Genomic DNA, 12,810 nt, shown 5'->3' with positions numbered 1-12,810 from the left:
CAAGGCGGGCCATCTTCAGTTGACCAAGGCATTGCCTTACTCGATTGCCTTCACCATATCCTCGATCACCTTCTTGGCGTCGCCAAACACCATCATCGTGTTCGCCTGATAGAACAAATCGTTGTCCAGGCCCGCATAGCCGGACGCCATCGAACGCTTGTTGACGATGATGCTCTTGGCCTTGTAGGCTTCCAGGATCGGCATGCCGGCGATCGGCGATTTCGGGTCTTTCGCCGCCGGGTTGACCACGTCGTTCGCGCCCAGCACCAGCACCACGTCCGTCTGGCCGAATTCGCCGTTGATGTCTTCCATCTCGAAGACCTGGTCGTACGGCACTTCCGCCTCGGCCAGCAGCACGTTCATGTGGCCCGGCATGCGCCCCGCCACGGGGTGGATCGCATACTTGACGGTCACGCCCTTGTGCGTGAGCTTTTCCACCAGCTCTTTCAGCGAGTGCTGCGCGCGCGCCACGGCCAGGCCGTAGCCGGGCACGATGATGACGGTTTCCGCATTGCCCATGATGAAGGCGGCGTCGTCGGCCGAACCCGATTTCACGGGACGCTGTTCCTGCGCGCCCGCCACGCCGGCGGCCGGCGCATCGCCGCCGAAGCCGCCGAGGATGACGTTGAAGAACGAGCGGTTCATGGCCTTGCACATGATGTACGACAGGATGGCGCCGGACGAGCCGACGAGCGAACCGGCGATGATCAGCATCGAGTTATTCAGCGAAAAACCGATGCCGGCCGCGGCCCAACCCGAGTAGCTGTTGAGCATGGACACCACCACCGGCATGTCGGCGCCGCCGATGGGGATGATGATCAGCACGCCCAGCGCAAAGGCGATGACGGCCATGACGATGAACGGGGTCCAGGCCGGCTCGGCGCCGTCGGCAAAGCAGAACACCAGGCCCAGCGCGATCATCACCAGCGCCAGCACCAGGTTGAGCATGTGCTGGCCCTTGAAGCTGACGGGCGCGCCCTGGAACAGGCGAAACTTGTATTTGCCCGACAGCTTGCCGAAGGCGATCACCGAACCGGAGAAGGTGATGGCGCCGACAAAGGTGCCGATGAACAGCTCGAAGCGGTTACCGATGGGCAGCGCCTCGCCCTGTTTGGCGATATTGAAAGCCCATGGCTCGGAGACGGCCGCCACGGCGATGCACACGGCCGCCAGGCCGATCAGCGAATGCATGGCCGCCACCAGTTCCGGCATCTTCGTCATTTCCACGGTTTTCGCCAGGTAGGCGCCGATGGCGCCGCCCGTGAAGATGCCGATGATGACGAGGGTCAGGCCCATGCCGCCCGCTTGCTGCTCCTTCAGTTTCAGGATCAGCGCCACGGTGGTGACGGCGGCAATGGCCATGCCGCTCATGCCGAAGGCATTGCCGCGGCGCGCCGTCGAGGGCGACGACAGGCCTTTCAGGGCCTGGATGAAGCACACCGAGGCGATCAGGTACATCATCGTCACAAGGTTCAGGGTGACGAAGCTCATGGCGTGACTCATTCTTTTGCTCCTTGCTTGGCTTTCGGTTCTTTTTTACGGAACATCTCGAGCATGCGCTGCGTGACGAGGAAGCCGCCAAACACGTTGACGGCGGCCAGGGCCACGGCCAGGGTGCCTGCCGCCTGCGCCAGCGGGCCTTGCGTCAGGCCGGCCGCCAGCATGGCGCCGACGATGATGATGGCGGAAATGGCATTGGTGACGGCCATCAGCGGCGTATGCAGCGCCGGCGTGACGGTCCAGACGACGTGGTAGCCGACATAAATGGCCAGCACGAAGATGATCAGGTTAATGATGGTGTGACTGATTTCCATGATGTGGTTCTCTCCCGGTGCCGCGTTGTTTTTGTAACTTATTTACGTAAGATTTCGCTGCCCGCGCACACCAGGCTGGCCTTGATGATTTCATCCTCGCGGTCGATCAGCAACTGGTCGTCCTTGTCGATGATGAGCTTCAAGAAGTCCAGCACGTTGCGCGCATACAGGGCCGAAGCGTCGGCCGCCACCAGGGTCGCCAGATTCGGTTCGCCCACGATGTAGACGCCGTGCTTGAGCACCGTCTTGCCCAGTTCCGAGAGCGGGCAGTTGCCGCCCTGCTCCACGGCCAGGTCGACGATGACGGAACCGGGTTTCATGGCCTTCACCGTTTCTTCGGAAATGAGCACGGGCGCGGCGCGGCCGGGAATCAGCGCCGTGGTGATGACGATGTCGGCCAGTTTCGCCCGTTCATGCACCAGTTCGGCCTGGCGCCGCATCCAGTCGGCCGGCATGGCGCGCGCATAGCCGCCCGAACCCTTGGCGATCTCTTTTTCTTCATCCGTGAGGAAAGGCACGTCGAGGAACTTGGCGCCCAGCGACTCCACTTGTTCCTTGACGGGCGGGCGCACGTCGGACGCCTCGATGACGGCGCCCAGGCGCTTGGCCGTGGCGATCGCCTGCAGCCCTGCCACGCCCACGCCCATGATCAGCACGCGGGCCGCCTTGACGGTGCCGGCCGCCGTCATCAGCATCGGCATGAAGCGCTGGTAAGTGTTGGCCGCCACCAGCACGGCCTTGTAGCCGGCGATGTTCGCCTGCGAGGACAGCACGTCCATCGACTGCGCGCGCGTGATGCGCGGCACGGCTTCCAGCGCAAAGGCGGACAGGCCCGCCGCGGCCATGGCGGCGATATTGTCCGCGTCAAACGGGTTCAACATGCCGATCAGTACCGTGCCGCTGGCCATCAGGGCCCGTTCATCGGCATCGGGCGCGCGCACCTTGAGCACGATGGCGCAGCCATAGGCTTCCTGGGCGGTGCCGATCTGCGCGCCGGCGGCGGCATACGCGTCGTCGGGAATCGATGCCTGCAGGCCCGCTCCCGATTGCACGACGATCTGATGTTTGGCTGCCAGCTTCTTGACTGTCTCGGGCGTTGCTGCCACCCGTGTTTCACCAGGCCGTGTTTCGGCCGGTATGCCTATCCTCATGATGCCTCCGCTAATTGATAAACTGACTAGAATCTAACACGGAAAGCAGCGCGTTAAACATTTGTGAACCAGCAACTTTTAGTCGTACGACACTAATTTCACCAGCATCCCACGATTCGTTTCACCATGCGGCGCAGCGCCCATATTGTGGGAAAGGTGTGTCAATCTCACCACAGTCGAGCGTGCGTGCGCGCTTGTTTTGGCCACAGGGAAAGCCTATATTAGCGGGCGTTTCCTGCCATCTTGGCGACTAAGCCCCCATGCTAGTGCGCTCCCCGGGAAAGACGTAAGTACCTCCCACCGCTATTTGCTAAAACGTTGTCATTTATCAATATGTCCGCGCAACAGAAGGCCGGGTTCAAACCGCGCGCGCAGAACAAGATAAAATGTCGGCTCTTTCAAGGATGGAATCATGCCGAGAATCTGGAAACCCTCTGTCACCGTTGCCGCCATCGTCGAGCGCGACGGCCTGTTTTTACTGATTGAAGAAGAGACCAGCGAAGGCATCAAGCTCAACCAGCCGGCCGGTCACCTCGACCCGTTCGAGTCGCTGGAACAGGCGGTGATCCGCGAAACGCTGGAAGAAGCGGCCTACGATTTCATCCCCACGGCACTGGTCGGCATGTACATGTCGCGCTATCAGTCACTGCGCACGGGCGAGGACGTGACCTATTTGCGCTTCACCTTTTGCGGCACGGCCGGCGCCGAGCATGACCGCCCGCTGGACGAAGGCATCATCCGCACCCTGTGGATGACGCGCGACGAGCTGGCGGCGTGCCAGGAACGCCACCGTAGCCCGCTGGTGCTGCAGTGCGTGGACGAATACCTGGCTGGCCGGCGCGCGCCGCTGGCCCTGCTGCACACGCATGCGTCCGTTTTCAATAGCGCATAGCAACACGCATTGCCATATTATTAAAGTAACTGGAAAGCAAGATGAGCAAGAAGAAAGTCGTTATCGGCATGTCGGGCGGGGTCGATTCCTCGGTCGCGGCATGGATGCTGAAGGAACAAGGTTATGAAGTCATCGGCCTGTTCATGAAAAACTGGGAAGATGACGACGATTCGGAATACTGCTCCACGCGCCAGGACTGGATCGACGCGGCCAGCGTGGCCGACGTCATCGGCGTCGATATCGAAGCCGTCAACTTTGCCTCCGAATACAAGGACCGCGTGTTCGCCGATTTTTTGCGCGAATACCAAGCCGGCCGCACGCCGAACCCGGACGTGCTGTGCAACGCCGAAATCAAGTTCAAGGCCTTCCTCGACCACGCCATGACCCTGGGCGCCGACCTGATCGCCACCGGCCACTATGCGCGCGTGCGCCAGGCGCCCACCGATGCGGGCCGCTACGAGCTGCTGAAAGCCGTCGACGCCAGCAAGGATCAAAGCTACTTCCTGCACCGGTTAAATCAAGCGCAGCTGTCCAAGACCTTGTTCCCGCTCGGTGAAATCCCGAAGACGCAAGTGCGCCAGATCGCCGAGAAACTGGCCCTGCCGAACGCGCAAAAGAAGGATTCGACGGGCATCTGCTTCATCGGTGAACGCCCGTTCCGCGAATTTTTGAACCGCTATCTGTCGTACAAGCCGGGCCCCATGAAGACGGCCGACGGCAAGACCGTGGGCGAACACGTGGGACTGAGTTTTTATACGCTGGGCCAGCGCAAGGGCATCGGCATCGGCGGCGTGAAGTCGTACCAGAACGCCGACGGCAGCAGCGACGCCTGGTATGTGGCGCGCAAGGATATCGCCAACAACACGCTGTGGGTGGTGCAGGGCCATGACCACCCGTGGCTGCTGTCGCCATCCCTGACGGCCGACCAGGCCAGCTGGGTGGCAGGCAGCGCGCCGCAGGCGGGCGCCTTGAGCGCCAAGACGCGCTACCGCCAGGCCGACGTGGCTTGCCAGCTGCTGCCGGACGGGAATGAACACTTCAGCCTGGCGTTTGACCAGGCGCAATGGGCCGTCACGCCAGGCCAGTCGGCCGTGCTGTATGACGGCGACGTCTGCCTCGGCGGCGGCATCATCGCCAGCGCCACGGGTTTGGCTGGCAGCTAGGAATTGCCTTGCGCGGCGGCAGCGAGTGCCTGCTGCTTGCGCACCATGGCAATGACCGTATTGCGCACGGTTTTCAGGACCGTGTCGGCCATGAACGGTTTCACGATGAAGCCCGACACGCCCATGGCGTGGGCCGCCTGCAGCGAGGCGGCGTCGATGCCGCCCGAAACCATGAAAATGAGCGTCTTCGGATACTGGGCGCGGATGGTCTGCACCACATTGCTCCCGTCTTCCACCTGCTCGCGCGCGATGCACACGAAATGCGGGTGGTGCTTGACCAGCAGCGCCAGCCCCAGCGCACTGGTATGCGTCTGCCCGCAGACATCGTAGCCGCCATCGGTCAGGACCGTGTTCAGCAGGCCGCGCGCCACGGCGCTGCTATCGATCAGGACTGTCTTTAACATCATGATTACTTTCCTTGCTTGATTTATTCCGTGTTCTGGCCAAAAGAGCTCTATTTTTCCCACACGAGCTTGTTCCAGGTCACGCCTAACGTGACATCCGTTTTCAGCGCCACTAACTTTCTTGAAAGATACAGTATTTCCCGCTCTTTTCGCAGGCTTTCGCCCAGCGCGCCCGGCAAAATGCCCGCGCCAGCCATCACGGCATCGATATTGCCGTAGGCGCGCAACAGTTTCGCGCCCGTCTTCAGGCCGATCTTCGACACGCCGGGGATACTGTCGGTGACGTCGCCCATCAGCGCCAGCAGGTCGGGCAGCAGTTCCGGCGGCACGCCGAACTTTTTCTCGACCCAGGCGTGGTCGTGCCAGACGCCCTTGAAATGGTCCCACACGAGTGCGCCGTGGGCGATCAAGCCGTGCAAATCCTTGTCGGTGGTGGCGATGACGGCCGCGCCGCGCCCCTCGTGCAGCCAGCGCATGACGGCCGTGCCGATCACGTCGTCGGCTTCCACTTCGGGAATGCTGACCACATGCATGCCGAAGCTGGCCAGCGTGGCGTAAAAGCCGGGCAAGGCGTCGCGCAGCACCTGCGGCATGGGCTGGCGCCCCTCGCGGTAACCGGCATACAGGGCGTGGCGCCAGGTGGGGCCGCCAAAGTCGAAGGCCGGCAGGATGTGCGTCGGCTCGTGGTCGTTGATGAGGGTGCGGAACGACGACAGCGCATGGCGCAGCGCGATCTCCGCCTTCAGGTCGGAATCGGGTTCAGGACTGGCTTCGTAGACGCGGCGTACGATATTCAAGCCGTCGATAGCGAGGAGTCTGGCCATGCGGTAAGTGGATACTGGTTGAATCGGGCATTTTACCGTATGGTTCCCCGCACATCGGGCTTGCATGCCCCTTATTTGACGAAATCGTAGGGCCCGCCTTTTTCCAGCGCGCGCTGGTAGGCCGGGCGTGCATGGATGCGCTGCAGGAAGGCCGTCAGCTTCGGCAGGCGCTCGTCGAGTCCGCCGCGCATGGCCGCCGCTTCCAGCGGAAAGCTCATCTGGATGTCGGCCGCCGTGAACTCATTGCCGGCAAACCATTTGGTTTTTTCCAGCTCCGCTTCCATATAGGCCAGCTGGCTGTTGATATTGGGCATGATGAAGCTGCTCTTGACCTTGCTGGCGATGCCGCGCGCGATGGGTTTGACGAAAAACGGCATCGGCGACGACTCGACCTTGTCGAACACCAGCTTCAGCAGCAACGGCGGCATGGCCGAGCCTTCCGCGAAATGCAGCCAGTAGGTCCAGCGCAGCTTGTCCGGCGTGCCCGCCGCCGGGATCAATCGGCCATTGCCGTAGCGCTCGACCAGGTAGTCGATGATGGCGCCCGATTCGGCGATGGTGTTGGCGCCATCCGTGATCACGGGCGACTTGCCCAGCGGATGCACGGCCTTCAGCGAAGCGGGTGCCAGCATGGTCTTCGGGTCGCGCTGGTAACGCTTGACCTCGTAGTCGAGGCCCAGCTCCTCGAGCAGCCAGAGCACGCGCTGCGAGCGCGAGTTGTTCAGATGGTGGACGACGATCATGGTTTTCCCGGTAACAATGGTTGAGTTCCAGTATAGCCGGGGACGGCCGGATCGGGTCAGCGCAAGCGAATCGACGAAAAAATTGCGAAAAACAGTATTTTCAATTGATAACTTTTCAATAATCCCTTATCTTGTTTTGTTTCCAATAAGTAAGGAAACCCCTGTGGATTTCGACGCAAACAACACTACTCCCCGACAAGAAGCCATCACCTTCAGTGCCACCGGCAGCGAATACTTCCGTATCTGGATCGTCAACCTGCTGCTGAGCATCGTCACCCTGGGCATTTATTCCGCCTGGGCCAAGGTGCGCCGCAACCGCTACTTTTATTCGAGCACCCACCTGGCGGGCGGCAGCTTCGAATACCACGGCAACGCCGTCGCCATCCTGAAAGGCCGCATCGCCGCCGTGGTGCTGATCGCCGGCTACAACATCGCCTTCCAGGTCTCGCCCGTCGTCGGCCTGCTGATGTTCGTGCTGCTGGCCGCCATCCTGCCCTGGCTGGTCTGGAAAAGCCTGCAATTCAAGCTGTACAACACCAGCTACCGCGGCATCCGCTTCGGCTTTGGCGGCAGCGCCAGGGAAGCCTACAAGTACTTCCTGTGGCTGCCCATCCTGAACACCTTCACGGGCGGCCTGATGACGCCTTTCCTGCACCAGCGCCTGAAGCGCTTCCAGCACACGCAAAGCCGTTTCGGCGCCACCCATTTCAGCTTTGACGCCACGGTCGGCAGCTTCTACAAAACCTATTTGCTGTTCTTCGCGCTGCTGCTGGGCGGCTTGCTGGTGCTGATTTTCGTCGTCTTCGGCAGCGTGTTCGCCTCGTTTGCGGCCAATGCGAATGACAAGACCAAGGTTGGCAGCCTGCTGTTTGCCATCGGCGCCTTGTACCTGTGGGCATTCACCGTGCTGCCGCTGTTCCTGACCATGATCCAGAACCTGATCTGGAACCATACGCGCTTGCAGCAGCACCAGTTCCAGTCGCAGCTGACATGGGGCCGCACCACCTTCGTCATGCTGAGCAACCTGCTGGGCATCGTCGTCACCCTGGGCCTGTTTACGCCATTCGCCCATGTGCGCTGGCTGAAATACCGCCTGGAAGCGACCTCCATGCTGGTGCACGGCAGCCTGGACGAGTTTGTCGCCGCCACGGGCCAGCAAGTGTCGGCCACGGGCGAAGGCATGGTCGACCTGCTGGACTTCGACCTGTCGCTGTAGCATGACGCTCGATCACGACGCGCCGGGCGCGGCCCCCGTGCCCGCGCGCTATTTCGACGGCCAGACCTCGCGCCTGTACCACGTCACGCTCAGCGTGCGTGATGGCCAGGCCGTGCTGGCCGGCGACATCGAGCGCAGCTGCCCGCTGGACGAGCTGCACGTGTCGGAACGCAGCAGCCATGCCGTGCGCAAGGTCAGTTTTGCCGATGGCGCCTACCTGGAAATCGCCGACCAGGCGGCCTTCAACAGCCTGCTGCACGACACGGGCCACCGCGACGGCTGGGTGGTGCGGCTGCAGCAAAGCTGGCGCGGCGCCCTGCTGGCCACCGTGGCGACCATCGTGGCCCTGTGGCTCAGCTATCAATACCTGCTGCCGCTGGCGGCCAAGGGCATCGCGTATGCCCTGCCGCAGTCGGTCGAACGGCAGCTGGGCCTGGGCGTGCTCGACATGCTGGACCGCCATGTATTCGCGCCCAGCCAGCTCGATGGCGCGCGCCAGCAAGCGTTGCGCGCCCAGTTTGCGCGCCTGGCCACGCCCGGCGACAGCACGCCCGCGCACCGCATCGTGTTTCGCAAGAGCAAGATCGGCCCGAACGCGTTTGCCCTGCCGTCCGGCGACATCGTGCTGACGGACGAAATGATCGAACTGCTGCCGGACGACCAGGCCATCATGGGCGTGCTGGCGCACGAGCTGGGGCACCTGCAGCAGCGCCACCTGACGCGGCGCATCATCCAGACCTCGGCCGTGGGTGCCGGCGCCGCGCTGCTGTTCGGCGACGTGTCGACGGTGGTGGCGACCCTGCCGCCGCTGCTGCTGGACTTGAAGTACTCGCGCGATGTCGAACGCGATGCGGACGACTACGCAATCGCCATGCTGCGCCAGAACGGCATCCCGCTGGAACACCTGGCGCAAGTGTTTGTCGCCCTGGGCAAGCTGGACCACGGCACGCCGTACCTGTCGAGCCATCCGGCCAGCGCCGAACGGGTCGAGCGCATCCGCGCCGCACAGCGGTGAACACCTGACCAAACCTACTGCGCGTCGCGCTTTGCGGCCGGCGATGCTCACCGTACTAAAGTACGGTTGCGCTTCTCGGCCACAAATCGCTGCCGCTCGCTACGGTTTTGTCAGGCGTCGCACGTATGGATAGCGTCACTCTGACAGTACACTTTGCCAGTCAGCAAGATCTACAAATCACCGGTACACTCAGCAATATCAGCCTGACTTCCCCGGAGTGCCCATGCACCTAGTACCATTTCGCTACCTGACCTTCATTGCGACGGCAGCCATCTTTGTCCTGTCCCTGTTTTACTACGATCACTACTGGCTGCCCGTGCTGGCCGGCGCGCTGACCCTGGTCGGCATCAGCGACCTGCTGCAAACGAAGCGCGCCCTGCGCCGCAATTACCCCATCCTCGCGCATTTCCGTTTTTTCTTTGAGAGCATCCGCCCCGAAATCCGCCAGTATTTCCTGGAAAGCGACAGCGAGGCGACGCCGTTCTCGCGCAGCCAGCGCAGCATCGTCTACCAGCGCGCCAAGGAGCAGACGGACAAGCGCCCGTTCGGCACCCAGCTCGACGTGTACGAAGCGGGCTATGAATGGATCAACCATTCCATCGCCCCCGCCAAGGTGACGGGCCACGACTTCCGCATCGACATCGGCAACCATCCGGACTGCCCGCGCGCCAAACCGTATTCGGCCAGCGTCTTCAACATCTCGGCGATGAGCTTTGGCGCCCTGTCGGCCAACGCCATCCTGGCCCTGAACGGCGGCGCGCGCAGCGGCGGCTTCATGCACGATACGGGCGAAGGCAGCATCAGCCCCTATCACCGCGAAAACGGCGGCGACCTGGTGTGGGAAATCGGCTCCGGCTACTTCGGCTGCCGCAACCAGGACGGCACGTTTTCGGAAGAGCGCTTCATCGCCAACGCCAGCTCGGAGCAGGTGAAAATGATCGAGCTGAAAATGTCGCAGGGCGCCAAGCCGGGCCACGGCGGCGTGCTGCCCGGGCCGAAAGTGACCATCGAGATCGCCACCACGCGCGGCGTGATGGTGGGCGAGGATTGCGTCTCGCCGGCCGCGCACAGCGCCTTTTCCACGCCGCTGGAAATGCTGCACTTTATCGACCGCCTGCGCACGCTCTCCGGCGGCAAGCCGACGGGCTTCAAGCTGGCCATCGGCCACCCGTGGGAATTTTTCGCCATCGTCAAAGCCATGCTGGAAACAGGCATCACGCCCGACTTCATCGTCGTCGACGGCAGCGAAGGCGGCACGGGCGCGGCGCCCCTGGAATTCACGGACCACGTGGGCACGCCGCTGCAGGAAGCGCTGGTGCTCGTGCATAACACCCTGGTGGGCGCCAACCTGCGCGAGCGGATCAAGATCGGCTGCTCGGGCAAGATCATCACGGCCTTCGACATCGCCCGCCTGCTGGCGCTGGGCGCCGACTGGTGCAATTCGGCGCGCGGCTTCATGTTCGCGCTGGGCTGCATCCAGTCGCAAAGCTGCCACACGGACCGCTGCCCGACGGGCGTGGCCACGCAAGACCCGCAGCGCCAGCGCGCGCTGGTGGTATCCGACAAGATCGCCCGCGTGGCGCACTTCCACCAGAACACCATGAAGGCGCTGGCCGAACTGATCGCCGCCGCCGGCCTCGCGCATCCGCAGGAACTGCGCCCGCACCACCTGGTGCGCCGCATCTCGCCGAACCAGGTGAAACTGGCGTCGGCCCTGCTGCCCTTCCTGGAAGCGGGCCAGCTGCTCGACCCGAGCCAGCTGCCGCAACTGCCGCCCGTATTCGGCCTGTACTGGCCCATGGCGCAATCGGCATCGTTCCAGCGCCTGGATTAAAGCCGGCATTGCGCAAGTGGAGTAATACCACTTAATAACCACTTGCGCAAAAACCCAAATCCAATACAATACCAAAACAAGTACAAAACCAAGGCAGCTTGTCCGGTGACCGCCACGATGCGCCACCACGGTGCCAGAATACGTATGCCGTCGTCACAATACATACCGGAGGAGTTGCAGCATGGAGCAGGGTTTGCGCGAGAAAGTAGGACAGTTGTTCATGGTGGGTTTCGACGCCCTGCAGGCGGACGAGCATATCAAGACCTTGATACGCCAAAAGAAGGTGGGCGGCGTGATCCTGTTCCGCCGCAACGTGCACACGCCCGCGCAAGTGTCCGCCCTGTGCCGCGAGCTGCAGGAGATCAATGCGGAAGTGTCCGACATTCCGCTGCTGATCTCCATCGACCAGGAAGGCGGCATGGTCATGCGCATCGAGCAGGGCGTCACGCCGATTCCCGCGGCGATGGCCTTCCAGGCGGCCGGCTCCATCGACGACTGCGAACGCATGAACCAGATCAGCGGCGATGAAATGCGCCAGGTGGGCATCAACATGCTGCTCGCCCCCGTGCTGGACGTAAACAACAACCGCAACAACCCCGTCATCGGCGTGCGCGCGTATGGCGAGGATGCCGCCACCGTCATCGACTACGGCATGGCGGCCATGCGCGGCCAGCGCGCCAGCGGCGTGGCCGTTACCGCCAAGCACTTCCCCGGCCACGGCGACACGGCCATCGATACGCACTACGCCATGGCCCTGGTCCCGCACGACAAGGAACGCCTGCGCGCCGTGGAGCTGGCGCCCTTCCGCGCCGCGATTGCCGGCGGCGTCGACGCCATCATGACGGCGCACGTGGTCTTCCCCGCCTTCGAGGCCGACACCAGCGTACCAGCGACCCTGTCGAAAGGCGTGCTGACGGACCTGCTGCGCGGTGAAATGGGCTACAAGGGCGTCGTCATCACCGACTGCCTGGAAATGGCGGCCATCGCCGACGGCATCGGCATCGCCCAGGGCGCCATCGCCACCCTGCAGGCAGGCGCCGACATCGTCCTCATCTCGCACCGCGAAGCGCAGCAGACGGCCGCCATCGACGCCGTCATCGCCGCCGTGGAGCGCGGTGACATCGCGATCTCCCGCATCGACGCGGCTTGTGCCCGCGTGGCTGAACTCAAGCGCAACCGCGCCGTGCGCGACTGGCGTACCCGCCCCGTCACGCCACCGGCGCTGATGCAGCCGGCCGCCATGGCCCTGTCGCAGCTGCTGCAAAAAGCCGCCTTGCGCGTGCAGGGCGACTACCGCCCGCTCGACGCCAGCCTGCCCGTGACCCTGCTGACGGTGGAAGTGCGCTCGCGCAGCGAAATCGACGAAGTGGCGCTGGGCCGCAACAAGGAAGCGCGCAGCTCGATGCTGCCGGCGCTGCTCGAAGCGGGCCTGGACGTGCGCGAGTACGCCTTGTCGGCCGAGGCGCTGGACGACGAAGTCAATGCAGCCATCGCCTTTGCGCAAGGCGCGCAGCAGATCGTGCTGCAAACGTATAACGCCATGTTCGTCGACGGCCAGCGCCGCCTCGTCGACGCCCTGCCGCAGGATAAACTGTGGCTGGTGGCGGGCCGCCTGCCGTATGACCTGGATCTGGCGCCGAATGCGCAAGGCCGCCTGGCCGCCTTCGGCTGCCGCCCGGCCGCGCTGGTGCCCGTGGTGGAAAAACTGGCGGGCAAGGCGTAAAGCCACGCCCCTCTCCTGCACATGCCGGGCC

At 63.2% G+C, this 12,810-nt stretch carries 12 protein-coding genes; 6 read left to right on the top strand and 6 right to left on the bottom strand.

What is annotated here, in order from left to right; translation table 11 throughout:
• Nucleotides 1-36 precede the first annotated feature (36 nt).
• The 3 genes from OX460_RS28165 to OX460_RS28155 are packed head-to-tail and all read right to left on the bottom strand — an operon-like array spanning nucleotide 37 to nucleotide 2,965.
• Complete coding sequence (locus OX460_RS28165) at nucleotides 37-1,491, bottom strand: NAD(P)(+) transhydrogenase (Re/Si-specific) subunit beta (protein WP_289900640.1); 1,455 nt, start codon at nucleotides 1,489-1,491, stop codon at nucleotides 37-39.
• 8 nt (nucleotides 1,492-1,499) lie between these two features.
• Nucleotides 1,500-1,814: an NAD(P) transhydrogenase subunit alpha gene (locus OX460_RS28160; protein WP_034778841.1), complete on the bottom strand. Its 315-nt coding sequence runs from the start codon at nucleotides 1,812-1,814 to the stop codon at nucleotides 1,500-1,502.
• 38 nt (nucleotides 1,815-1,852) lie between these two features.
• Nucleotides 1,853-2,965 carry a Re/Si-specific NAD(P)(+) transhydrogenase subunit alpha gene (locus OX460_RS28155; RefSeq protein WP_289900623.1) on the bottom strand — a complete coding sequence of 371 codons (1,113 nt, stop codon included), beginning with the start codon at nucleotides 2,963-2,965 and terminating at the stop codon, nucleotides 1,853-1,855.
• Nucleotides 2,966-3,377: 412 nt separating this feature from the next.
• Here OX460_RS28155 and OX460_RS28150 point away from each other — a divergent pair, with 412 nt between their 5' ends.
• Nucleotides 3,378-3,857: an NUDIX hydrolase gene (locus OX460_RS28150; RefSeq protein ID WP_010401817.1), complete on the top strand. Its 480-nt coding sequence runs from the start codon at nucleotides 3,378-3,380 to the stop codon at nucleotides 3,855-3,857.
• Nucleotides 3,858-3,898: 41 nt separating this feature from the next.
• On the top strand, nucleotides 3,899-5,020 hold the full coding sequence (gene mnmA, locus OX460_RS28145; protein ID WP_289900622.1) for a tRNA 2-thiouridine(34) synthase MnmA: 1,122 nt from the start codon (nucleotides 3,899-3,901) through the stop codon (nucleotides 5,018-5,020).
• Here mnmA and OX460_RS28140 read toward each other — a convergent pair.
• The 3 genes from OX460_RS28140 to OX460_RS28130 form a co-directional block, all read right to left on the bottom strand.
• Nucleotides 5,017-5,424, bottom strand: a complete 408-nt coding sequence (locus OX460_RS28140) for a response regulator (RefSeq protein ID WP_034779039.1) — start codon at nucleotides 5,422-5,424, stop codon at nucleotides 5,017-5,019. The genes mnmA and OX460_RS28140 overlap by 4 nt on opposite strands.
• Nucleotides 5,425-5,474: 50 nt before the next feature.
• Complete coding sequence (locus tag OX460_RS28135) at nucleotides 5,475-6,248, bottom strand: 5'-3' exonuclease H3TH domain-containing protein (RefSeq protein ID WP_034778849.1); 774 nt, start codon at nucleotides 6,246-6,248, stop codon at nucleotides 5,475-5,477.
• A gap of 71 nt (nucleotides 6,249-6,319) precedes the next feature.
• Entirely contained in the window at nucleotides 6,320-6,991 is a 672-nt protein-coding gene (locus OX460_RS28130; protein ID WP_099666242.1) for a glutathione S-transferase, read from the bottom strand.
• A 163-nt stretch (nucleotides 6,992-7,154) separates the two neighbouring features.
• Between OX460_RS28130 and OX460_RS28125 the strand changes: the two genes are divergently transcribed.
• From OX460_RS28125 to nagZ, 4 genes are all read left to right on the top strand, one after another.
• Complete coding sequence (locus OX460_RS28125) at nucleotides 7,155-8,207, top strand: YjgN family protein (protein WP_289900621.1); 1,053 nt, start codon at nucleotides 7,155-7,157, stop codon at nucleotides 8,205-8,207.
• A 1-nt stretch (nucleotide 8,208) separates the two neighbouring features.
• Nucleotides 8,209-9,222 (top strand): M48 family metallopeptidase, encoded by a 1,014-nt coding sequence (locus tag OX460_RS28120; RefSeq protein WP_289900620.1) that lies wholly within the window; start codon nucleotides 8,209-8,211, stop codon nucleotides 9,220-9,222.
• Between the two features lie 223 nt (nucleotides 9,223-9,445).
• A complete protein-coding gene (locus OX460_RS28115; RefSeq protein ID WP_289900619.1) occupies nucleotides 9,446-11,056 on the top strand; it encodes an FMN-binding glutamate synthase family protein in 1,611 nt (536 codons plus the stop codon).
• A 181-nt stretch (nucleotides 11,057-11,237) separates the two neighbouring features.
• A complete protein-coding gene (nagZ, locus tag OX460_RS28110; protein WP_289900618.1) occupies nucleotides 11,238-12,779 on the top strand; it encodes a beta-N-acetylhexosaminidase in 1,542 nt (513 codons plus the stop codon).
• Nucleotides 12,780-12,810 lie beyond the last annotated feature (31 nt).

The sequence above is a fragment of the Janthinobacterium sp. SUN033 genome (genome assembly GCF_030397595.1).
GTDB classification, from domain to species: domain Bacteria; phylum Pseudomonadota; class Gammaproteobacteria; order Burkholderiales; family Burkholderiaceae_D; genus Janthinobacterium; species Janthinobacterium kumbetense.
Note: the sequence above shows the minus strand (reverse complement) of the source record. Positions and strands in the feature narration are given on the sequence as shown.